This is a genomic window from Mesorhizobium sp. WSM4311 (assembly GCF_002295115.1).
Taxonomy (GTDB): Bacteria; Pseudomonadota; Alphaproteobacteria; order Rhizobiales; family Rhizobiaceae; genus Mesorhizobium.
The window spans coordinates 1-22,170 of record NZ_NSFV01000011.1; the positions used below are offsets into that span (position 1 = coordinate 1).

Consider the following 22,170-nt stretch of genomic DNA (forward strand, 5'->3'; position numbering starts at 1 on the left):
CGCCCAGGAGCAGACCATGCTGGACCACTGGGCCAAGGTAGCGCCATCGCCCGCCTTCGACTATGCCTATGCCTGGGGCTCTCAACAGGGCGACACCGCGCTTGGCGACTCGCCGGCGCTGCAGGCCTTGTTTCAGCAACATAATCTCAGCAGCGCCGTAAGCCCCCCCACCATCCCTCCCCCGAGCATCTCTGGGACCTCCAGTACCGCTAGTACCTCTAGTACCTCTAGTACCTCTAGTACCTCTAGTACCTCTAGTACCTCTAGTACTCCTAGTACTCCTAGTACTCCTAGTACTCCTAGTACTCCTACCAATACCTCCGGTACCCACGGCAGCCCTGGCACCGCTAGTACACCGAGCACTCCAGTTGTCGCCAATTCCAGCGATGGTAGACATCATGATTCTGACGGTGCCGATTTGATCCACGGAACCGACGGCGTCCATCATGTCGCCAATGCCAGCCACTGGGCGACAGAGTCGGCCGGTGTCGGCAGGGGCAGAGGTCTCGCCTCACTGGCCGATGCCGGCAGCGATGCCTTCGCATTCGATACAGGCGCTCTTGCGGCCCGGAGTGCCGACCGCCCTGTGGACTTCAGCGTCTCCCAACAAAAGTTTCATCTCGACCACGCTTTGGGGCTTCACACGGGCGCTCCGCCAAATGGCGCTCTCTTCGCCGGCATGGGCACGCATGATGGTAGCGACCATATCATCTACAACAGTTCGACCGGCGCGCTCTCTTTCGACAACCACGGCACCGGAGGTGCGCATCACATAGAGTTCACCCATTTTCCTGGTGCCTTTATGACTTGAAAGGGCCTTTAGAATGGCCAACATCGACCGAATAGAAAGGCCGACATCGACCGAAGCCTCGCAATTCACTCTTTGACCAAGTCTATGACCCTTGAAGAGCGTTCGAGAAGAGATATTGGCCGCCTCGGCATGGAAAGTTCGCTGGCGAACGTGTGGGGGCGATCTGGACGCACGCGCAGGTTGCCCCTGAAGCATCATCTTGCCGCCACTACCGCCTGGCCCCCGATGAATATCGCGAGAAGTGGGGGCTGAAGCCAGAGTGGCCCGAACTATTCGGCCCAAAGATCGGCATTGCCGAAGTCGAACGGGCTCGGGCGCAAAGCGGTCGCCCAACGTTCCAACAAGCGCGGGCGGAGAAATCCGCCTCGGGAGATCTGTCGGCTGCCGCATCGCAAGAGCGAAAATGCAAGAGAAGCAGAATTTTCGTGTGCAATATGTGCACACGAACTCCGATAACTATTTGATCTTGTTTACCAATACTCCCCATCCATCAAACAAGCGCACCGTCGAAGGTTCTATAGGCGCGTTATGTTGGTCGCCCTCACGACAATATCGTTCTGGCGGAATTCCTCGGCGAGCTTCCCCTTCACTGTTTGCCAATATGTGGCTTCCAGAGTCTCGGCCATGACCTCGAACAATACGACCTCATCTTGGTGACTGCTGCCGCGGCCTTCGCGCCACAAGCCATTGGCCGGCGAACGCATGTAAGCGGTCGCACCGCCAAATTTCTCGGCGAGTCGTTCTTGGACTTCACGGTAGAGCGTCGTTGGGAAAGGTGTCCCGGAATTGTCGCTCAAAGGGAGCAGTATTTCCACCAGTACCATATTCAAATCCTTTGCGCGTCAGCCTGATAATGACATTCCAAAGGGGAAGTTCCGTTGACGCAGCCTCCGCCGTCGGTCCTGTTCGACGCTTGGCCCGGTGCTCTGCCGCCGCCGCGGCCTCCTTGGCCGCTTCAAGGCCCCGGGGGAGATGGCTTCGTCCTTTTCATCGAGCTCGCGACCTGGTCTTGCCACGCGCTGGTGATCTCACGAGTGAACACCTCCAATCAATGACAGCGCACTTCATCGCCGCTACAAGGTTGGAGTGTGCCCGGCTGGCGGCGCCTCCTGAATGGACCACCAAATCGCCGAACGGGAGAACGCCAAAGTCAAGGCGCTGGAGGGCCTCCGATATGCTTGTGCTTTTGTCGCCGGGTTGGTGCTCTGGTGCCGGCAATGGCCGAGGATAGGCTGAACAATCAGAGATCGACTTTGACGTTGTCGCCAACGTCTGGCTTCGAGCCCGTGACAGCGGCGAATACCATTTTCGTCGTAGCAACGACCAAGCCGGGGCTATCCCACAACTCGCCTTCGTCAGGTTTGACAGTTATCAGTCGGATTTCGGGATCGTCAGCGTTGTCCCACCAAGCCGCGTCGGTTTTCTCCCAGAGATCGGTAATTTTCTTTCTGTCATTGGTCACCACCGCGGAGCCGGAGATGGTGACGTATTTGTAGTGGCTGCTGTCACTCCAGGCCAATGTCACTTTTGGGTAGGTCGCAAGCTGCTTGTTCTTCTCGCTGTCGTCGTTGACGAGGAAATGGATCGCGTTTTCTTCTCGGGAGGCGCGTGCGGAGAGCGGACGCGCACGATTGTATTGGCCGTCCCACGTGACAAACATACAAACGTCGATTTCCTCGGCGAGTTTCCAGATTCGGTCCGTCGCCTCGGCGGGTGTCAGCTTTGTCTCTTGCTCTCGACGCTTGGGCATAGGATGTCCTCCAGGGTGAATGTGCTCGCTTACAACTTGCGTAGCGCGGCGACGTTCCACCTCGGAAACTCGTCAGGGGCGGCTCGCGATCGCCTGCCGGGGGACCAGCCGTGAGTCTTCGCTTCGAACTGGTTAGGAAAAGGATCGCGCCGGGAGGCATGATGCAGAGGTTCACCGTTGAGTTGATATGCGACGGCAAAGCGGTGAAACGTGCCGTAATACTGGCTGAAAACGTTGTTGAGGCTGCCAAGGTATGGGGGCCAGTGACAATCCCGTTCGGCGATGAGCCTGACATGGGCGAATGGATCAGGGTAACTCATCCCGGTGGCAGCACGACAACTTGGTTTGAGCAGGATCGTTAAGACAGCGCGACAGACCGGTTCGGGACCACCGAGTTGCCTCGGTCGCAACATGGCTGCCATTTCGTCGATCGACAGAGCAAGGACCGCAATTTGTTTATCTCGCGACCTCTTTCCGGCGTCTGCGCGTCGCTAAGGGTTGGTCGAGCGAAAGCACACGGCGCAGGCGGCGTCCACGTGGCGTGCGTGAACGCGCGATCAGTCCAGGGAACAGAAGCTCAAATCCGAACGTTCTAATGCGATAAGGAGCATAGAAATGTTACGCCAAATCGCAACTGCGGCAGCGCTGGTCATTCAGTTTTCAGGTTCGGCATTTGGAGACACGGCTCAATATTGGCTGGCCAAGGATGCCGTTTCGAAGCAGTGCGAGGTGGTCCCGAAGAAGCCTGACGGAACCTTGGTCATAGCCCTAACCAAGGCCACGTATAAAACCGAGGCGGAAGCGAAGGAGGCCTTGAAGAAGCTTCCAGTTTGCAAGTAACGCCGCCATCCGCGTGATCCCGGCGTACCTCCAGCTCGATTGCAAATGAGGTCGCAGCAAACGGTTTTGAAGAGTTCATGGTCAGAAAATTGCCCCTCCTGGAGTAGCGAGCGATCTGAGAGCTTGGCATTCATCGAAATGCACATGGTTTCAATACGAATCACGGTCACAAACCGCCAAGGCGAACGCAGCCTGTCCAATTACATGTCAGCCCTGAGCTTTAACACGAAATCCCTTAGTTCGTAGCCGCCCGCCATATCCGTCACAGCGATGAATTCATGTCGGAGCCGCTGGAAGATCGTGGCCTGCGGACTGCCATCGAGTTCATCAGCACTTCGACCCAAAACCAGCAAACCGCCATCGGCGACGGTCTTTGTCACGGCCCTGAGCGCGCGTTCGATTTGAAGACGAGGAAAGTTCCTCGCACCAAGGGCGTTCATCACGCGCACGACATCATACCGCCCTGGCGAGGGTGAAAAGAAATCATCCCTGGTTGCCATGAAGCGGCCGTCAGTTTTAGTCTTTGCGATGACCTCGGGATGGAAAAGTGACACGGACGTCGCCCTCGCAAGGCTCGGCGACAACAACCAGGCCAAAAACTCATTTGCTGGCTTGTTGGTCAGTGCGATCGCACCAAGCGCGACCTGAAGGAGGACGTGGTCGCTGTCATAGAAGACCCAAAAAATTCCTCTGGGGGCCGCGCTGATCTCATTGTAATAGTCGCTTGCCGTTAACCTAACAGGCCGCTCACGGCTTAACCTGTTGAACAGGTCCAGCGACGTAATACCGTCAGACGCCGCCATATCGTGAACGGTGATTTCCTTGTCCATCGGCAGGCGCCGAGCGGCCAATAAGATGGCAGCATCCAGGTCCAAAAAACGGTCGGGCCGTGTCGTTTTCGACGTGAACGGCCCGCCGGACATGGAGGCAAGTATGCGTTTGCGCTCTTTGGCGGTCGGCGTCGAAAGCAACTTCACAAAAGACGGTGCCAGTATTCGCATAGGAAAGCGCACAATGCCCGATTAAGTGCGATGGTGCGACAATGGTGGCGCGTCACAGCCATGGCGCACCCGCTGCGTTTTTTCGCTCATCGGTCTGAACTAACCCTGTCGCCGTTCGTTTAGCAATTGGAAAGAGAGCGGTCAGCTTGATCCTTAGCCGATATCGTAGGTTCATTTTCAAAACCCTCAAAACCGGAAGTTGCAAAAAGGGCGCAAAATCTGTGGGGAGAGATTTCAGGCCTGATCGCGCTTCTGCGCGCCAAAGGTCCATTGCGAGCCAGTCGGGATTGTAGCCATTGGTAGGAAGCGAGCAAGGCCGCGAGCTATGCTAAAATGAGTCAGAGCTAATGCGCTGCAAATGGAGTGGATGACACCAAAGGTCGGTCTCGATTGAGGGAACGCGCACCGATAATCCAGGGGATGACATTAATGGGCGCTGCGAAGAGACATCTAGTAGACCGCTTCAAAATCGCCAGCAAGCTAGGCCAAGCCCGACTGCAGGGAATGTTCACATCCAGCCGACTGGCTCCTGGAAGCATCATTTCAGAGAGCACCGGGTCGCCACGTGACCAGTTTCATCTTTTGGAACTGCACCGCCAATATGGCAACATCTTCACCACTTGGTCGGGTGGAAAGCTCACGACCTGCATTGTCGGGCATGAACTAGGCTTGAGGTTTCTGACGGAGAACAAGGCCAAGCTGCGCGCCGCAACTATCGATATGACCCCGATCTTTCCTGAGGGCTTCTTAAGAGCAATGGAAGGAGAGACACACGTTGATTATCGGCGCATGTTTTTAGCTGCTTTTCGAGCCGTTTCCCTTGAAGGTCGCAGCGCAGAGCTTCGGGCTATCCTTCACGGCCGCCTGACCCAACTGACCACCGGCGAAGGCCGAGTGCAGTCGGCTGCAGCAGCCCAAATTCTTAAGCAGGCGTCGACGGCGGTGATGTTGCAGATCGTCCTGGGCGCCAAAGACGGATCCAGCATCGCTCGTGAACTAACAGACGCGTTCAATGATTACGCCCCAAATGGCATGCATATTGTCATTACGCCCACCGAGCACGCGAAGTACGCGCGTATCAGAGAGTTGGTGCTTACATTGGCGAATGACCTGAAGGAGGCGGAAGGGCCGCCTTCGAGCCTGCTGGAATGCATGGTACGATCCCAGATGCTCGATGACACGGTCGTCGGCAACTTAATACACATGACCGAATTTGCTCGTTATGATTTTCACGGATTGTGGCGTTGGATACTTCTCGAACTGGCTGGCGAGGAAAATTACCTGAATTCGATAGCGGTCGAACCCGACGCTGCGCGACGCGAGATGATGGCGAAATCAGCCGTTTCCGAAACTCTTCGTATGCAGCAAAGCGAGTTTATCCTTCGAACTGCCACGACGTCGATCGTTTTTGAAGGCTTCCTTGTTCCCAGGCGCAGTCGGGTCAGAATCTGCATATGGGAAGCGCACAGGGACGCGACCCGGTTCGTCGACCCGGATGTCTTCAAGCCTGACCGTTTCGTCGACCGAAAATTCTCAAGTGCGTCCTATGCCCCGCTTGGACTGGATCACCACCGATGTCCGGGCGCCAATTGGACGCTTCAGTTGGGCGGCATGCTTGTCGAGGAACTCGCAGAAAACTTCACCGTCAAGCTGTTGAATTATGGAACTGTCGCCAGAGGTCATTTTCATTATGAGCCGGGTCCCGACTCGCAGATATCGTTGATGGCAAGGCGATGATCCGCGAACCGCGTGCTAAGGCCATGACCCGCGTTTATATCGGCATCGCCTCAAGAGATCGACCGAGGATGGTTTCGGAATTACTCGACTCGATTGGTCGCCTCGAGATCGAGGCGGACCTTGAGTTAGCAATAATCCTTGTCGAGAATGGCAATGGCGAAGTCTTGCGGCAAGCAGTGGAGCGATTTGCGTCAACCTGTGCCCACATCGAGATTCACCACCTCGTCGAACCCCGCCTGGGCATTGTTTATGCGCGCAACGCCGCTCTCGACTTTGCTACCGATTCGGATTTCGAGGGCCTTGCGTTCGTTGATGATGACGAGCTCGTCACGCCCCGCTGGATTCTCGAACTCTTGGCGGAACAACATCGCGGCCAATACGACATTGTCGGAGGACCGATCAGGGCATTTCCCGACCCGCTCCCATTGACCTTCTGGAATCGGGTCGTTTGGAAGGGTCTGTCGTCGCGCGTTCAGCAGGTGGAGCAAACATGCGCCGCTAGGAAAGCCAGCGGCCAAGAGGCACAGATTGTCCTGTCAACGAACAACTGGCTTGCCAGCCTGCCTTTTGTTCGAAAGGAAAACCTCCGATTCGATGAGCGCTATAATTTAACCGGAGGAGAAGATACGCGTTTTCTACGTGACGCATGGAGAGTTGGCGCCAAAACGGGGTGGGCGCCCGAGGCAGTCGTTTGTGAGCAGATTGTTCGCGCGAGGTTGTCGCCATGGTATCAGATAAAACGAGCGCGCGACCACGCCCTTGTTTCCTTATCCGACAAATCCGATCGTCGACGCGGGTCGAAATGGATCCGTGCGCCTCTGTCCGCGCTTTTCAAACTACTTTCGGGGTTGGTTCTATTGTTGCTCGCGCCCTTTACCGGGGGAGCGACATTCTTCAATGCGCTAAGAGCCTTAGGCGAAGCAGCTGGGCGGGTTCAGGGTCTCTTGGGCATCAAGAGCAAGCATTATAGGTTGACAATGGGCAAATGACAGGGCCGTCGGCGGCGTGGTGCTATTATCGCGGTGGACAAATGCGGGCCGGAAAGTCCCTCTTGAAGCGTGGATTTGTGGCATCTCTATTTTGCGGCTTGCGGTTGCTAGGCACGATGCGCGATCAACCATACAAGCAGGATGAGAGCCGCACCGAAGGCAACCAGCGTATAGCCCGCAAGGAGTAAAAGGACGGGGAAATAGTCACTGCGGCAGGCTGTCAGGATCTTGCGTACTAGAGGGTTCTTGTTCGCTTCAGTCGCCTCAGCCGGTCCTGACTTGGTGGCCGCCTTGGAGTTCTCAGCCGCCTTCAAAATCCCGTTTGATATATGGGGCGCCACCAACGGATCATCGGATAGATGGTCCGGTGAGACCGGTTTGGCGAAGATTTCAACGCCCTGTGTGCCCATCGGCTAGTAAGCGTCTTTCCTGAATTAAGTTCCCTCGAGAGCTTCGACTTCAGGGCCGCGCGAGTAAGAATGGGCCTTCGGTCCGATCAGCCTGCGACTGAAGTCCGTCGTCAGGAACCATCCCGCCGGCGGTGAGTTCGGAAACACATGGGTTGGGAGAACTTCGGAATGCCGTTGTGCGATGAATTGAGCGACGTGACGATGGAGTTCCACTGTCCGGCCTGCTCATCCCCTATGGCAAGGCCTGGTTCCTGGCTCCGCACAATCGGAAGCTTCAGATGCGACAGCTGCAAAGCCATGGTGCGCATAGGTTATGAAAAGAAGCTGTCGATCTTTGCGCGCTACCTGAAAAACCGGCACCAGCATGGCGCCGGGGTGGCGCCATCACACCCGCAGGATAGATCAATTCCGCGGTTTACTCTGCATGGAACATAAAATCTGGCGGCCCAACGGTGGATGACTTGAGGCAACAAGGCTGCGTTGATGCCTGGTTTCCACACAGACGTAGAGCGCCCTAAAGCCGCATGACCTCATCTAGCCCTAGCCGGATACGCTGACCTTCCGCAAAGGACAGCGCATATTCTTCCACGTCAAATGATCGGGTAAGTTCTTGGTCGTTTTCGGTGACGCGAACGAGCCATTCGCCAGAGACTTCCGCCACTTCGACACGGGCCGACACATTGCGGAGCGGGACCACGTTATCCATCGCAAGCCTCCCGAAAGCAAGGGTAACGTCGCTTTTTATAAGGCTATCGAAATCGTTCGATCAAGTGGGATTTTGCGGGCCTATGGCTGGCTCGTCGTCCGGCGATTCGGTGACCTGGCTAACCGCCACCTCCCAAGGGTTGTGAACCGTAAGTTGCTGAATGAAGCATTGGGCATGGTTGCCCCATTCGGCAGGCGAGACATCGTTTCGTGGACAGACTTCTTGAAGGCATCGCGCACAGCGTCGAGATCCAGAAGGGAAATGAGTTGCTGTTCCTCATCCTGCATCAACGGATATGCCCCGAACAGCAAGTTCCGAGATAAGGAATTGCAATCGCCCGCGCCTCGCGCTGCCCTAAAGAAGCGCTCTCTGGATGGCCACTTCACGCCAAGTCGCGGGAACATTTTAGCCCTATTGAATGTTCAGGTCCTTATGAACAGAAATCTTCTGTCAGCAGATCAATCGAAAGCAGCACGAGCCCTACTGAACTGGTCGCGAGTGCGACTGGCGGCCAAGGCCAATCTCAGCGAAATGACGATCAGGGACTTTGAGAACGGCTTTAGGAAACCGCGTCCCCACAACATCACCGCCATGCGCCAAGCGCTTGAGGATGCCGGCATTGTCTTTTCCATCGAAGGCACTCCATCGCTAGCCGGCTCCGCAGATGTTGGCTGCCGCGCACCGATAAGAGAATCTGGCGCCGCAGGTCAGCGAAAAGTATAATCGACGCCCACCATTCGAATGATGCCGGCTAACTATAGGTCTGTGCATTTTTGACCCACCTGGCGGCATCCATGCCGTCGGTAAGGAGGCCGGCAGTTCAATCTCCCTCGATTGGACTGCCAGGTCTCCTGCGTTATCGGTCCGAGTTGGGCCACCGCTGTCGGGCAGGCCCGGCATGAGTTGCAACCAAAGTTCCTAGGGGGGATCCGGCCTTAGTCGACTTCGATATTTTTCCGGGACCGCTTTTTCGCCGGCGGCCGCCTTTTAACCGGAGCCGGCCTCTCCGTCGGTTTTTGCCCTAAAAGAGGTAGCGCCCCGCAAGCGCTCCGTCTTTGCATTTCGTGATTTCGTCCCCGCCTCGATTAATAACTTAGCCTCTCGATCAGCGCGCTCGATGCGCTCTTTGTCGATCCGTCGTTCGGTCAAGAGAGCCTCCCTTGGCTAACTGACCTATGAAATTATCGCTCGCTAAAATTGTTCCTTCGTTGGTCTCCGGCGGCCCATTTCGTGACCGCCGCGACGATTTCGAGCGCTCCCGCAGGCTTGACTAGGAACGTACCCGATCGGAAAGCGCCGTCGATCTCTGTCGGTGCTAAGCCGAATGTAAAGCGAAGTAACGTCATCTGCGTGAAGTTTCTTTGCGACATCAATGCACTGGCGATCGCTAAGGAGAATGTCTAGAACTGCGACATCCGGCCGGCAACTATCTAGGAAATCGACGGCTTCGGCGCATGACCTTGCTGCCGCGGCGAGAGATCGGGCTTCCGCCAGCGAGACCTCCAGGTCCCAACCTGACCGAACTCCGTCTTCAAGCACAAGCACAAGGGACGGCCGCATTTGCGTAGGCTTAGCTGGCCTCGCGAATGTGTCAGTACCACCCATTTTCGGGTAGTGTTTCCGTTTGAATCTAGTGCGGCGCGTGTCGTACCCAATACGAATTTCTGTACGCTTGGCGGAAAGCATGGAGATTTGTCATGAGATCGACGGTCAGCAAACCTGAGTACACCACGGATTGGATGGATGCTTCACGAAAATTAGTCGCTGTGAACCACTCAATCGAAGAAGCAGGTTGTAGAGGAGATGTATGCGATGGTCGCCTCTGATGTACGAGCTAGAGTTTCCGTACATCTGGATGCGACGCCTGAGGCAGTCTTTGATGCGTGGGTCGTCCCCAACATGATGGAGCGATGGTTCTTCAAGTCGCCTAGCAACGATATTACCGCGCTGACGAGTCCTGTACCTGGAGGGTCCTACTCGATAACTGAGTATTCGTCAGGAAAAGTGATCGCACACAACGGAAATTACTCCGTGGTCGAACGACCGCGGCGGCTGGCCTTCAGCCTAATGGTGCCCAAGCACTTCGCGGGCGAAGCTCAAATCGACGTGACGATCGTTCCAGATGGTCGGAAAACACGATTGGACTTCGTTGAGCGAGGCGCGGGTCCCGACGATGCACAAGCAATTTGGGAAAAGATGCTTTCCAATTTGGCCAGGGTCCTACGGCATGACCCAGACGGCAGGCAGGAAGACGGTGCTGACATCTCAAATCTCGCGACTCTGGATGTCCTCGTTGGAGGTTGGAACACGACCATCAAGATGTTGGGAAGCGATGACGACGGCACTTTATCGCACGCCGAAGATGTGTATCGTTGGATGCCCGGCAACCGGTTCCTCCTCCACGATGTTCACGCCGTACTTAAGGACGGCGAAATGACCGGACTGGAAATTATTTCGCCATCAGGACGCCCTGGGGAGTTCGCAACCCGCAGCTATGACAGCAATGGGCACATCCTCGATGCGCGTATGACCCTCAACGAAGGTAACTGGGAATCAGTGAGCGAAACGCAACGGTTCAGGGGGCGTATCGCTCAAGACGGTCAGTCCGCGAACGGACAGTGGCAACGTCTACGATCTGGACGGTGGGAGCCTTGGATGCAAGTTGAATTGCACAAGAAGAATCAGGCCGACTAGTTCGGCGGAGTTTTGCGTTTCGGCAGGATGAGCATGCGCGGTAATAACTCCTGGCCCCAACGCCGGCAAGAGGGGTAAGCGTGGTCCCTGGAAATCGGATTGTCCGAACGAAACCCGTCGCAACAAAACCGGTTGTATGAGATAATGCTAATAAGGCTCGCTTTAGGGCGCCGGCCATGTCGTTAGCGCGTTGCAGTGGTGTCTATTGCCCCGCTGATCTGGACATGCTCCAGCGCGTGTTTGACCGGCTGTGCGAAGAACGTCGCCTGGCCAAAAAAGACTGCGAGCAACGAGAATACCTGGCTGCGGAAACCTTCCAAGTTTTTGATGACGCGACACAGGAAGAGGCGGGCTTGTGGCGGGCGCTTTCAAAGCGCCGCGCCACCAAGGGCGCATAATTCAATATTCAAACTGTGAGGGTGCTGCATAACGTTAAGCCATCCCGGTGCCGTTTGCGACAGCGCCTCGGTTCTCACGCGCACGCCGCGCAAACCACTGGGGCGTTGGGGGACCACTTCGGATTTTACGCGATATCGCCGACGCTGCGTCATATGCGATAGCGAAAGGACAGTGACACTTGCGACGGTACCTAAAGGCCAGAAGCTCGCCGCCGATCTGCGCTGAGGGTTTCTTAAAAAGGGCCGCGCTTGCGGGGGCAATTGAGCCGCGAGGAACTTGCGCTGATCAATGACGTTTAGGGCTCGGCACCGGCGAGGAGCCCATGACGACAAAGTACCATATCGATGAAATGCAGGGTGACGAAGTTGTAGCTCGGCACATTGCCCACGGCGCGACAGCTTTGGAGGCTGTCAGCAAAGTTATGACCGGACCGTTCGTCGTCAGAACTGTGCAGGCTCATTGGTTCCGCGTGGTGGACCAGGGACGGCGAGATGTTTTCAAGTTCGCGGTCGGCAGAGATTAATTAGCTTCCGCTAATCCTTGACGCCGTTGGATGCCGCACCAGAATCCTTGCATTCAGCATCAAGGTCGGCGACGAGGTGGCAATAATGGCGACGGTGCTTAAGCGCGTCACCGAAGACCGCCTAAGCGTCTCGATCCCGAGCTACAATTTTCCCCATTCGATTGTCGATCCGGCCACTAAGGTGGTGAAGGGTCAGCAGATCGAGCTAACCGGCGACGTCACGCGGATCGACGGTGACACGGTCACGGTCACGCTTGGTACAATGGTCACTGTTGATCTGGACAAGGTGCGGCTGGTTCACAGCCACGTCCCGCCCAAGAGGAAAAAGGCGCTGATCGATGAAACTGGTTGACGCACTATGACCAAGCTTTCAGACCTTGGCCCGCTTATTCCCGGCAAGCGACACGGCAGGAAAACGGCACGAGAGGTAGATCACTTCTACTCCTGTCCCTACTGCGGGCAGTCGGTCGACCAGCGCAACCTGCGCCAGGTTCTATGGCATGCACAGGCATGGCACGAGCCGCTCGACCCCGAAGATGGCGCGACAATCATTATGTTCCCGGACGTCAGAAGATAACGCCAATTTCGACCGAAATTTACCAGAGCTACGGTTAGTTGATGCTGGTCCAAAGGCCCAGCCTCAGGGTCGCCGGAGCATTCCCAACGGCGGTTCTCGCGGCAGATTATTTTCGGCCAGATCGGCAAGCAGCCTGATGACAGTTTTGGCATCTTCCGACTTACAGGAATAGTATCGCATGGCGCTCGGCGTATTTTCATAGGTGCCGGCCCGACCCTACGTGTTCACTTCTTCTTCGGAGCGTCAGCCGGTTAGCGAACGTGATGCCGCCTGGGTCGCTGACTTAAACGTCGATGATGCCATCTTCGTCCCAAGTCCACACGTAGTGCACACCGTTTGGCGTAAGTGGCACCGTCGGTTCGGGTTCGGGGAAAAGGCCGACACAACCGGCCCGCTGCTTAAGCCAGCTGCCATTTTTGCCCTAGCGACCGTGACAGCCTAGGCATTGGGATGACTGTGCCGCGGAACGGGGTAGTGGGTGGGATTTCACGCGCACGATGTGTTCTTCTGAGCCGCTTGCGTGGATGTCCAACCTCCAAAGACTGCTGCGCCTGTTAGACCGAGTAGAAGGAGCAGTGATCGGCTACAACATCGTGATGAAATCATCTCCATGTTTGCATCTCCTATATTCGTCACGCGTGAATGTGTGCGAGATGGCTCATATTAGCAGACATGCATTTACTTGGCGCCGGGCATTTATCGATCGCGGAAACCGGCCAGCGCGCGTTCCTGTGTCCGCCCTCCTACACTGGCGAAGCGCTTCGCGCGTCATAGTGGCTCCTACATGGCTGCGAAATAGGCTGGACTGGTATATGTTCTAGCCGGACGTATGGTGAGCAAAAAAATGGCCTACACTGTCATTTGGTACGGAAGACAGGGCATTGTCGACAAGGAGACCTTCGACGCTGAGAAGATGGCGAAGGATCACGCGATCTCCATGTTCCCGGCCCGAAAGGGTGACGATGGTGTCGTTTCAGTCGAGGTTCGCAAGGAAAACGGCGCTGTCGTGTTCAGTCATGCGGAGAATTAGGACTGTGCGTGGGTGGCCACCTTCGCGCCGGGCCGCGTCCCCATCAAGTCGGAGCTCCACGGGTCCAGTCGTGTTCCACCTGATGAACTCGACTTCCTTGCCAGTCACTGCCCGGACGGTCTTCAACAGCACCTCATACAGGACACGCGTTGCTCGGTAGTGGTCGCAGTGCGGCGAGATAAACGGCTTGATAATGCTTAGGTGCAGCGCTTCCGCTGCCACCAGAAAGCATATCGCCGCAACCTCAGGATTATATTCCTCATCCGGGTCTATCGTGTAAGAGCTGATTGCAAGTTAGTTGAGCCGGCGAACGCTATCACTGATCCCAGAAATCCTTCAGCGTGGCGTGGCGTAGCTTTTCCTCGCCCTTGAGGAACCGAACGCGTCCGACCAGCCCAGGCTTCAGCCACTCAGCCTTGGCCTTTTTCAGACCTATCGGTGTCGGGCCGCCAATCTTGCCTTGCACCCGATCCCAAAGCCGTTGCCGCTTATCTGCTTTGAATGCCACGAACGCGCCGCCGGCATATCGGCCGTTGTCGGCCATCAGCACCATCGCAGGCTTACCGGCCTCCCGTTGCACGCCGATGATGTCCATTTCCTTTTCGGTATAGCACTTGATCTTGCGCCAGTTCATCGTCGGACCACTGCGATAGCTGCTGCCCTTGCGCTTTGACACCATGCCTTCCAAGCCGGCTTGGTCGACAAGATGATAGACGGCATCGCCCGTTCCCGGCATTGCTTCGCTGAACTGGATGCGGCCACCGGTCGGGATCAGCGCCTGGAGGATGTCACGGCGGTCTTCCACCGGCATGTCGCGCAAATCGTGCCCGTTGAGGTGTAGAAGATCGAACGCCGCCAGATACAGGTCGCTGGATGGCTTGCGGCTGGTGACGGCTGATTGCAGTGCGTGGAAGTCGGACAGGCCCGCCTCATTGATGGTGATCGTCTCGCCGTCGATGATGAAGTCTTTCGCTTCGATCGCCTCTGCCTCGCCAGCAAGCTGGATATAGCGGCCCGTCCAGTCGTAGCCATTCTTCGTGATCAGCCGGATCCCATCATCATCCTTGATGACCTGGGTCCGGTGCCCGTCGTATTTGATCTCGTGGATCCAGTCCGCGCTTTGCGGCGGGGTATCGACCAGTTCAGGCTCCATCGGCTTGATGAATTTCAGACGCATACCCAGGACTCGCAAAACACGCGATTCTATCAGCTTTAGCTAAAATAGTTCAGGAACCTTTATCCCACCAGCGTGTTCGACGAGCATGAAAAACGATCCCGAGGCCCGCGACGCGTTACGGTTGATAAGAGCGACGATAGAGGAGCATTGTCCGCCTGGCGTCCTACCGAGCCAGGAAGCGGTGAACGGCCTCTATGGGCCGGAGTTGATCCATGAGGCGGAAGCGCTGGCGGCTGCCATCGTCGCAACTATTGATAAGATGCAGTTGCGCGTGATGATGAAACCGTCTGCCCCCAGCACCAAATAATGGGAAAGGAGTCCCGCCAGCGCGCGTTTGCGGCTGGCCGTCCGCCGACCACTCTTGCCACACATCCCTCGGCCGCGCAGGTCGCGGCCGGAGCGGGAAAGCAAGTACCGCAAATCACCTACTATTAGCGACGGCTAAAGTTCGGAAGGAACGAGAAGCCGCCGGCCTAAGCACGCTGTGCGCAAATTCGCTTGGACGCCTCATCTCCCGCCTGCCGACATCGGCCAATGGACCGAATTGTCGAACAGGGAGTTAGGCGCCTTAAAGAGGAGAGACACGATGGATCCCATGGCCACCTCGCAGAGCAACGGCTCCGTCCGGCCGACCACCCCGGCGCCGGAGGGCCTCGCCCCTGCCCTGGCCCGAAATATAGAAGCACTGGTCGAACGGCGAAAACGGGACGCCACGGCTGCATCCCTGGAGCAACGCGCGGCCGCAGCTATCAGCAGCTTTGCCGGCAGCATGATGTTCGTCTACATCCACTTTGTGTTCTTTGGGGCGTGGATTGCACTCAACCTCGGCGTCACAGCCCTTATCAAGCCGTTTGATCCATCGCTGGTCATCCTCGCAATGTTTGCCTCGGTCGAGGCAATCTTTCTCTCAACCTTCGTGCTGATCAACCAGAATCGCATGGCGGCAGAGGACGATGCCAGGTCAGATCTCGATCTGCAGATGAGCCTGCTGAATGAACATGAGACGACCAAACTCATCAAGCTGGTGGAAGAGATTGCCAAGCGCCTGAACGTAAACACCGAAGCAGACGGCGAACTGAAGGAGCTCAAGCGCGACGTGGCGCCCGAAGCTGTTCTCGATAAGATCGAAGAGGTAAGCGAGCGGACGGCGCCGATTGACTCCGCGCAGCCTATATCGACCAGCTAGGGCTCCATAGGCCTGGCACTTCCCATGCGGCGCACTTATAGATCAGGCTGATCGCGACATCGTACTGACGCGCGCCATCCTGGATGGTCGAGACAAGGCCTTCCAGATTGATCCGGTCGCCATGTAGGCCAAGACCGCAACGATGCTCGACGCGTTAACATCTCGACCAGAAATTGCTGAAATATATCGATTCCCACCCCGCCGGCTGCCAGCCCTTCCTCCCATCATCCGCGTACCTTTGTCGTTGCCCGACCTCCTTTTACTGGCATGCATCGCATTCTAGCCGAGCGGCTTCAGATCCCAATGGCGGGCTTGTCCGGTCCAAAACGGACGCGTAGCTTTTCGAGCACCGTGATTGCCGCTCGTTCTGGCAAAACGCAGGGACGCACATTTCGGCGTCTATCAGCGATCGTGGAACGTTCATCACTGAGCGGGCGTGGGGATCGAGCGTAGTGGACATCGCCAAGATATTTGGCCACTCGATTTCAGAGATCACAATCGAAGTTCACGGGCAGCGAATTCGTCTCGACGGCATCGACGCTCCTCTTGTCCTCAACCCTAGGGAACACTGCTACTCCCGATTGACACGAATTTTGGAACGGAACTGCGCTCTTTCTCATTTAGAGGAGCAGATTTGAAATGGAGGCATGCGCATGCAAATCCAAGCAATTTACGCGGCGCTCGCGACAACCAGCATGAATGGTGCGGAGAAGTTTTATAGCCAGCTTTTTGAGCGGAGGCCTGATGATCGTCCCATGGATGGACTGATTCAATGGCGTAATGTTGCGGGCGCGAACATTCAAATCTTCCATGACAAGGAGAATGCTGGGTCAGGCAGACTGACCATTGTCGTCCCAGAGATGGAAAGAACCCGCAAATCGCTCGAAGAAATCGGCGTGACGCTCACAGGTGAATCGAAAGGTGACTACGGGAGGATCGCGCAAATCGCAGATCCTGATGGAAATCAGATCACCCTGGCAGAGCCGCCCTCAAGGCCCTTCCATACATAAACCTTGGCTAAGTCTACCTGACGGCGTCGGCAGGACACCGTTGTGGGCGCCCAGAGGCGCGGTCGATCCGAGTCCCGATCTTAGGCAGGCGATGGAGGGGCACCGCCAGCCGCCGGGACCAACTTTTAGGCCTAATGTTCCGTGCGCGCTGATTTTCGAGGCAAGTGCGCCCCGACGCCCTCGAGGGTTTAGGCGACCTCTACAGCAGCTGCGCGCCGGTCCTTGAACTGCCCTCAGGCGCCGCCGCCATCTTGCCGGCCCTGACGGCCCGCCCCGGGTTGATCAGCTGATCGGACTGTGAGGCGGTCGCTATCCACGAAAACGTTCCGTGTACCAGGTGCCCTGCCGCCGATTTTCATCGGCTTGTGGATCATCAGCTTCTTGGGAAGGTGCTCGGGATGCACCTCGAGCAGCGTGATCTTGATATCGGGCTTGCAGCGGTTGCAGTAGAACTTCAGCTTCAGAGGATCGACGCCCCCGCCACAGACCATCATCAGATCGGCCGAACGGCAGTAGCGGACGTTGCCACACTGCATTCCACTTTCACAAAGCTCACAACTACCGCGTAATGGACAACCGGCGCGGCCCGGCTAGTCATCCTGTGTCAACCTGAAGGCTGGCCGGGCCAATCCTAGCGACGGAGCGGCCATCGCGAAAGCGAGACGAGTTCAGCCTCGTCTTTGATGCCGGCCATATAATTTGCGATAATTCGCGATGCGATCGTATCGAGGGTGTCCGGTGACCCTTGCTCAAGTTTCAGCTTATCGAAAACCCTGCCGAGGAGCGCCACTTCGGTTGCGTCGAATATACCGGCATCAGTCGCCTTTCGCCGGATTGGCATGATTTTCCTCCCGAAAGTCCTGGAGGGAAGCATGCCGCAAATTCTCCTCGCCGCGCAAGTGTTTCACGCGGCAGATGATGCCAGGCTTACCCATTGCGTAGCTGGCCGCTTTTGGGGCAGGCCACGGCATTGGTGGGTATTAGCGTCCAGCCTGCCGCCCAATTGGCTTAACCGCTGTGGTTCGTGCTAAGGGTGCCAGATGGGCAAAAAACCGGCATTCATCGTGTATCCCCCGCCTGCGAAGGGTTTCCCGTTCCTAGCCGTCATGCTCAAGCCAGACGGTGCAGCTACTGCCTACCCTTTCAATACCGAAGAAGAGGCCTCACTCTTTAACAAAGAAGCGGCTACGTCGCTCGGGTACGGCATCAAACATTAGGCGGGACACAGTCTGGAGCTTGATGCGGCTCTAGGTCCCTAGGAATGGTTAGGCAGTTCGTCGACTGTTGCTCGTCCCTAGCGAACCGTTCTAAGATCGGCATGGGGTGGACCGGATTGGCGCCAACGTTCATAGCTAAGCAGCTCTCTTGGCCGTCGGGGATCGGCGGCTGGCTAGTTCGGGCAGGAATGAATCGCGGCAACGCCCGGCTGAACAGCTACGCTCTCGATCAACTCCAGTTGGTGCCGGAAGATCGAGTCCTGGAAGTCGGATTCGGGGGCGGCGCAGCACTGCCTCGACGTCTCCGTGGCACATCATTGGTCTGCGGTGTTGATCGCTCTCAGGACGTCGTAAAAACCCCCTGTCGTCAGTTTGCCGAGGCTGTGAGCGCCGGACGAGCCGAGTTCCACTTCGGGACAGTAGAAGACCTGCCCTTGCGGGACTCGACATTTGAGGCCCTAAGCGTCCACACGGTATACTTCTGGCAAAGCCTTGAAGCTGGATCAGCGGAGCTTGCGCGCGTTTTGGTACAGGCGGGCGCATCGTGTTGGGCTTCCTCCCGAAGGTGCATATGGACCGGATGAACATGCCGGCGGATATCTTCACTCCGCGCGCCCCAAATGACGTGATCGCTGCTCTGCGAGATGCAGGGTTCAAGGAGACCGAGATTCGAATACCGAACTCGGAAACGGCAAGGGTCGTTGCGACAGCCATGCGAAGTTGCTTGAGCGGCGGTTCGCTGGCAGCCGCCGGAGTATCGCGCGCGTCCTGGCGATCGGCTGTGGCCAGCGCCATGCACTGCAGAGCCGCCGGTCGGCCGCCCGCCTTGCCTCCCGCATAGAGGTTCCGTCGACATCTAGTTTTGGGTCTGGCGCGTAGATTAGCCCGACCTTTTCCGAGCCGCATCGCTCGCAGTGTAATTTCGGGCTCAAGTCATCCGCCATAGCGGGAGCGTCCGTACCAAGCCTTGTCTTGAGCAGTTGCAGGTCCAGCATTTTGCTATGGTTGCAACTGGAGACGTGGCAGAACATTGTCAGCTTCATCTTTCCGTCGATGAGAGTTAGAACCGTCCAGCCTTTTCCCATTTTATCGGCATAGAGCAAGGCCAGTCAGTTCGCCACGCCGGCATCGTGGTGCACTACGGCATCAAGGATCGCCTCGTACACGCTACCTGTGTCTTCCTCGATCTCGGTACTGCTGAGTCCGACTGCCTTGGCGTCGGCGAACAGCTGCTGGGTAAGCTCAGCCACCGAGATGATATCGGCACCACTCGTTTCGGGCACGTTCGCCGAAATCCATTTGTACAAAAAATCTACACCGCGCTGGCTCATCCGCACCCTCCGTACGTTCACATATTGGCCCGCGCCCATTTGCAGCGGACGCGGGCCGACCAACTAAGGTCATGCCAACGTTGGCCAGCGGCACGCACCGGGCCGCCGCGACTTCAATTAGCAAACGATGAAAGGGTTCCAGAAAAAGGAGACCCGCCACCCGGATAAAATGACCGGTGGCAGCAAACTGAGCGCAGTCATTCATTTGCACGGCGGAAGCTTCAGTGAGCGCTGATATAAAGCGCGATCCGGTGCCCTGTATCGAGTCCGTGCCCCCGCCGGTCAGGCCCGGCCGTGGGCGCCACACCTTCGCGCCGGGCCGCGCCGTATCAGGGGAGCCACATGTGTAGGTGACGCGCTGCTGATCCTTGTTGGCAACAGCCATCTACGTCGTTCTCGAGGCAGTACAGCAGCTTTGGCCTTAGTCGACTTCGATAATCTTCGGCGACGGCTTTTTGGCGGGCGGCCGGCGCCTTTTAACCGGAGCTGACTTCTCCGTAGGCTGTGCCGAAAGACGAAGCTCCCGCAACCGTGCCGTCTTTGCCTTTCGCGCCTTCGTCTCTGCTTCGACTAATGGCTTAGCCTCACGATCAGCGCGCTCAAAGCGCTCTTCGTCCATCAGTCGTCGGGTCAAGATAGCCTCCCTCGGCTAACTGACCTATGAAATAATCGCTCGCTAAAATTGTTCCTTCGTCGGTCACCTAGAACAGAACGTCGCGGCTATTCCGTAAGCGATGGGCTTCTGCGATTGGAGCCGCTACACCCACGAGGGATGGACCACTTAGTTGTATATCCCCAAACGAAAATCGTTCTACAACTGCACACGAATTCTCTTAGAATCAAAACCGGTTGTGTGAGATAATAGGTGGCCATCCGGCCAAGGCGGCCCGGATTGGCTCTCCGGTCTAGCAAGCCATACGGCAAGTCGATTATGCTGGTTAACAAGGCAACTGCCGCCATAATCGGAGACTGCCCTGATGCATGACCGGAACGAAACTGCGAAGCGCGCTCGCGAAATCCTGAAGGCGTGCGGGATCGATATATGCACAGCCTTCGAGGCGCTGGCCGAGCGGCAGATCGATGCGCTGCTCGCACATCTGGATCAGCATCGGTTCAACAAGTACGGCCCTATGAGCAAACTTCGCCAACCGCCGGGCGGCGTCAATTCGCGAGTGCGATCGTTTCACGGCCTGCTTCAGCACCGCGCTGCACTCCGGCAGCCTCAGGCCTCTGCATCGCGGCAGAGTTGAAGGCCGCGGCATAGGGCTCACCATAGCCATCATAGGCGTCGGCCTGCAGGTGCCTGGTCAGGAAGGTCACGGTCGCGCTGGGCACAATGGTTACTGTTGATCTGGACAAGGTGCGTCTGGTTCAGAGCCACGTCTCGCCTAGGGGGAAAAAGGCGCTTGTCGATGAACCGGGTCGGCGCTTTATGACCAAGCGTTCAGACTTGGGGCCGCCTATACTCGGCAAGCGTGCTTCCCAGACAACAGCAGCGGTGCCGGCGACGATAGCGGCAAGCCCCATACCGGATCCCGATCCTGCAAGGCCAGACGAGACGAGAACAGGTCCACGAGGCTGATGCAGCCCCAGCCCAAGCACAAGGCCATGACGCCAAGTTTGCCGTTCCTCGCCCACGAGGACGGATAACGCGAAAAGCAGAACCGGGATCAGCGAGAGGTCGCAAGCCCGACGGGCCGGAAGGCACGGTCCTGCATTCCCAAGAAACAGGAGGCCCTAGGTGCCGGCATTCGTCGATGCGCCGAAACGATGTGCGGCCGGATCGGCTTCGGCCAAGGCAGATCGCAGGTCCCGGAGGACGACGACAAGGATCGAATCGGGTTAGGACATAGCACAGCCCAGCCAGCATGATCGGCGGCATATCCGCATCTAGCCCGAACTTGATCGCTGCCTAAGTGAGGCTCCAGATCAACGACATGATGCTGAACAGACGAGATTGCGCATGCCGCTGCTGATCAGCGTAAGTTCTGCTCATCGATCAGGATGTGGTGGACTTCGATGCGCTCGGGCAATTCGATCAGCAGTTCGGCATCACGATCAAGATGATGTACTTTGTCCGGCTTACCTTTAGTGAAAGCGGCCATCGCCTCCATGTTCGGCCAATAGGAGATGGTAGTGAACCAAGTCTCGTCGTCCTGATCCTCGCGGAAAAGTTGCACGCCGAGCGCCACTTTTTGAAGTGGCGGAATGCCTTCTGTCCGTATGTAGGGTTCGTAGATGCCTGCGACGTCACGACGGGTGCGGCCGCGCCAGATGCGCGCAATGGTCGGCTTCGTGGCCATGAAGGTCTCCCTATATCGAAGTGTTGTTCATGTCCGCAATCGGTTCAGCGTGCGCGAAAGGAAATCGCGAACGAGCGGCAGGGCTTCGTCGAAATGCGTTTCGAGCCTCAGTCGAAGGCGATAGTGTGCCAGCGATCTGCCAGCGCCGGCATTAGCCGCCGAAACTGGAAGGACGAGCAACAATATCCGTCCACAGGAGCATCCTCTGGGCCCGCCTCGCAGATGAAGAGATTTCGATCGCCCACCCGGGCATGGCGATGTCGCGTCACGTCATTCTGCAGCTACCTAAACACGCTTGGGCAGTTCGGGTTCCGAAGATACTTATCGATCAGGCCACATCAGCATCAAATGAGCGACGGTCGTGTGGACCCCGCTCGCTTCAACGCGTTGCGCCAGGACCACGAGCATGCCCAACCGGCCGCCATTTTCGCATCCAGAGGAAGCCCACGAAGATTAGAAAAACGCCGGCTGAGATGACG

Annotated in this window: 26 protein-coding genes and 2 pseudogenes; 15 read left to right on the plus strand and 13 right to left on the minus strand. The window is 57.0% G+C overall.

The annotated features are described in order from the left end of the window. Positions 1-511: 511 nt before the first annotated feature. The 3 genes from CK226_RS35045 to CK226_RS25150 form a co-directional block, all read right to left on the minus strand. A complete protein-coding gene (locus tag CK226_RS35045; RefSeq protein ID WP_179301128.1) occupies positions 512-787 on the minus strand; it encodes a hypothetical protein in 276 nt (91 codons plus the stop codon). A 539-nt stretch (positions 788-1,326) separates the two neighbouring features. Beyond that, positions 1,327-1,635 carry a hypothetical protein gene (locus tag CK226_RS25145; RefSeq protein WP_095774488.1) on the minus strand — a complete coding sequence of 103 codons (309 nt, stop codon included), beginning with the start codon at positions 1,633-1,635 and terminating at the stop codon, positions 1,327-1,329. Between the two features lie 416 nt (positions 1,636-2,051). Further along, on the minus strand, positions 2,052-2,561 hold the full coding sequence (locus CK226_RS25150; RefSeq protein ID WP_095789557.1) for a pyridoxamine 5'-phosphate oxidase family protein: 510 nt from the start codon (positions 2,559-2,561) through the stop codon (positions 2,052-2,054). Positions 2,562-2,722: 161 nt separating this feature from the next. Here CK226_RS25150 and CK226_RS25155 point away from each other — a divergent pair, with 161 nt between their 5' ends. Together CK226_RS25155 and CK226_RS25160 are read left to right on the plus strand one after the other, a co-directional pair. Further along, positions 2,723-2,923: a hypothetical protein gene (locus CK226_RS25155; RefSeq protein WP_095774675.1), complete on the plus strand. Its 201-nt coding sequence runs from the start codon at positions 2,723-2,725 to the stop codon at positions 2,921-2,923. A 253-nt stretch (positions 2,924-3,176) separates the two neighbouring features. Next, the gene (locus CK226_RS25160) at positions 3,177-3,401 is read left to right on the plus strand and encodes a hypothetical protein (protein ID WP_095789556.1); all 225 of its coding nucleotides are present in this window, start codon (positions 3,177-3,179) and stop codon (positions 3,399-3,401) included. Between the two features lie 200 nt (positions 3,402-3,601). Here the strand turns inward: CK226_RS25160 and CK226_RS25165 are convergent, their stop codons facing one another. Next, positions 3,602-4,378, minus strand: coding sequence for a hypothetical protein (locus CK226_RS25165; protein WP_142887730.1), 777 nt, complete (start codon positions 4,376-4,378; stop codon positions 3,602-3,604). A 453-nt stretch (positions 4,379-4,831) separates the two neighbouring features. Here CK226_RS25165 and CK226_RS25170 point away from each other — a divergent pair, with 453 nt between their 5' ends. Together CK226_RS25170 and CK226_RS25175 are read left to right on the plus strand one after the other, a co-directional pair. After that, complete coding sequence (locus CK226_RS25170) at positions 4,832-6,139, plus strand: cytochrome P450 (protein WP_179296036.1); 1,308 nt, start codon at positions 4,832-4,834, stop codon at positions 6,137-6,139. Then, on the plus strand, positions 6,136-7,128 hold the full coding sequence (locus CK226_RS25175; protein ID WP_095789553.1) for a glycosyltransferase family A protein: 993 nt from the start codon (positions 6,136-6,138) through the stop codon (positions 7,126-7,128). The genes CK226_RS25170 and CK226_RS25175 overlap by 4 nt, the downstream gene beginning before the upstream one ends. A 107-nt stretch (positions 7,129-7,235) precedes the next feature. Here CK226_RS25175 and CK226_RS25180 read toward each other — a convergent pair whose 3' ends face one another. After that, entirely contained in the window at positions 7,236-7,538 is a 303-nt protein-coding gene (locus CK226_RS25180; RefSeq protein ID WP_095789552.1) for a hypothetical protein, read from the minus strand. 514 nt (positions 7,539-8,052) lie between these two features. Continuing rightward, on the minus strand, positions 8,053-8,244 hold the full coding sequence (locus CK226_RS25190; RefSeq protein WP_095789551.1) for a hypothetical protein: 192 nt from the start codon (positions 8,242-8,244) through the stop codon (positions 8,053-8,055). A 432-nt stretch (positions 8,245-8,676) separates the two neighbouring features. Here CK226_RS25190 and CK226_RS25200 point away from each other — a divergent pair, with 432 nt between their 5' ends. The 7 genes from CK226_RS25200 (at position 8,677) to CK226_RS34500 (ending at position 13,467) form a co-directional block, all read left to right on the plus strand. Further along, positions 8,677-8,967: a helix-turn-helix transcriptional regulator gene (locus CK226_RS25200; RefSeq protein ID WP_095789550.1), complete on the plus strand. Its 291-nt coding sequence runs from the start codon at positions 8,677-8,679 to the stop codon at positions 8,965-8,967. Between the two features lie 1,089 nt (positions 8,968-10,056). Further along, positions 10,057-10,938, plus strand: a complete 882-nt coding sequence (locus tag CK226_RS25210) for an SRPBCC domain-containing protein (protein WP_179301130.1) — start codon at positions 10,057-10,059, stop codon at positions 10,936-10,938. A gap of 224 nt (positions 10,939-11,162) precedes the next feature. Further along, entirely contained in the window at positions 11,163-11,336 is a 174-nt protein-coding gene (locus tag CK226_RS35050; protein ID WP_179296034.1) for an RNA-binding protein, read from the plus strand. Positions 11,337-11,659: 323 nt separating this feature from the next. After that, a complete protein-coding gene (locus CK226_RS35375; RefSeq protein WP_095789547.1) occupies positions 11,660-11,860 on the plus strand; it encodes a hypothetical protein in 201 nt (66 codons plus the stop codon). Between the two features lie 85 nt (positions 11,861-11,945). Beyond that, on the plus strand, positions 11,946-12,212 hold the full coding sequence (locus tag CK226_RS25225) for a hypothetical protein (protein ID WP_095789546.1): 267 nt from the start codon (positions 11,946-11,948) through the stop codon (positions 12,210-12,212). A gap of 6 nt (positions 12,213-12,218) precedes the next feature. After that, entirely contained in the window at positions 12,219-12,437 is a 219-nt protein-coding gene (locus CK226_RS25230; RefSeq protein WP_095789545.1) for a hypothetical protein, read from the plus strand. Positions 12,438-13,281: 844 nt separating this feature from the next. Then, positions 13,282-13,467, plus strand: a complete 186-nt coding sequence (locus tag CK226_RS34500; RefSeq protein WP_142878453.1) for a hypothetical protein — start codon at positions 13,282-13,284, stop codon at positions 13,465-13,467. Between the two features lie 57 nt (positions 13,468-13,524). Here the strand turns inward: CK226_RS34500 and CK226_RS35650 are convergent. Beyond that, a pseudogene (locus CK226_RS35650) lies at positions 13,525-13,740 on the minus strand (hypothetical protein); the annotation flags it as partial. A gap of 43 nt (positions 13,741-13,783) precedes the next feature. After that, a complete protein-coding gene (locus CK226_RS25240) occupies positions 13,784-14,644 on the minus strand; it encodes an ATP-dependent DNA ligase (protein ID WP_095793391.1) in 861 nt (286 codons plus the stop codon). An 85-nt stretch (positions 14,645-14,729) separates the two neighbouring features. Here CK226_RS25240 and CK226_RS25245 point away from each other — a divergent pair, with 85 nt between their 5' ends. The 3 genes from CK226_RS25245 to CK226_RS25255 all read left to right on the plus strand — a co-directional run bounded on the left by CK226_RS25245 (position 14,730) and on the right by CK226_RS25255 (position 16,840). Next, entirely contained in the window at positions 14,730-14,951 is a 222-nt protein-coding gene (locus CK226_RS25245; RefSeq protein ID WP_095774526.1) for a hypothetical protein, read from the plus strand. 288 nt (positions 14,952-15,239) lie between these two features. Then, entirely contained in the window at positions 15,240-15,830 is a 591-nt protein-coding gene (locus CK226_RS25250; protein ID WP_210202258.1) for a DUF1003 domain-containing protein, read from the plus strand. 653 nt (positions 15,831-16,483) lie between these two features. Continuing rightward, entirely contained in the window at positions 16,484-16,840 is a 357-nt protein-coding gene (locus CK226_RS25255) for a lactoylglutathione lyase (RefSeq protein ID WP_095789656.1), read from the plus strand. 233 nt (positions 16,841-17,073) lie between these two features. Here CK226_RS25255 and CK226_RS25260 read toward each other — a convergent pair whose 3' ends face one another. From CK226_RS25260 to CK226_RS25280, 3 genes are all read right to left on the minus strand, one after another. After that, on the minus strand, positions 17,074-17,376 hold the full coding sequence (locus tag CK226_RS25260; protein WP_245437838.1) for a hypothetical protein: 303 nt from the start codon (positions 17,374-17,376) through the stop codon (positions 17,074-17,076). A 95-nt stretch (positions 17,377-17,471) separates the two neighbouring features. Further along, positions 17,472-17,681 (minus strand): hypothetical protein, encoded by a 210-nt coding sequence (locus tag CK226_RS25265; RefSeq protein WP_095789655.1) that lies wholly within the window; start codon positions 17,679-17,681, stop codon positions 17,472-17,474. A 1,485-nt stretch (positions 17,682-19,166) separates the two neighbouring features. Then, on the minus strand, positions 19,167-19,388 hold the full coding sequence (locus CK226_RS25280; RefSeq protein WP_095793423.1) for a DUF768 domain-containing protein: 222 nt from the start codon (positions 19,386-19,388) through the stop codon (positions 19,167-19,169). A 977-nt stretch (positions 19,389-20,365) separates the two neighbouring features. Here CK226_RS25280 and CK226_RS34505 point away from each other — a divergent pair. Beyond that, on the plus strand, positions 20,366-20,638 hold the full coding sequence (locus CK226_RS34505) for a hypothetical protein (RefSeq protein ID WP_142878010.1): 273 nt from the start codon (positions 20,366-20,368) through the stop codon (positions 20,636-20,638). 726 nt (positions 20,639-21,364) lie between these two features. Here CK226_RS34505 and CK226_RS25295 read toward each other — a convergent pair. Both CK226_RS25295 and CK226_RS35655 read right to left on the minus strand, forming a co-directional pair. Next, positions 21,365-21,691 carry a hypothetical protein gene (locus CK226_RS25295; RefSeq protein ID WP_095789540.1) on the minus strand — a complete coding sequence of 109 codons (327 nt, stop codon included), beginning with the start codon at positions 21,689-21,691 and terminating at the stop codon, positions 21,365-21,367. A gap of 110 nt (positions 21,692-21,801) precedes the next feature. Beyond that, positions 21,802-21,960 (minus strand): annotated as a pseudogene (locus tag CK226_RS35655) (alpha/beta hydrolase); the annotation flags it as partial. Positions 21,961-22,170 lie beyond the last annotated feature (210 nt).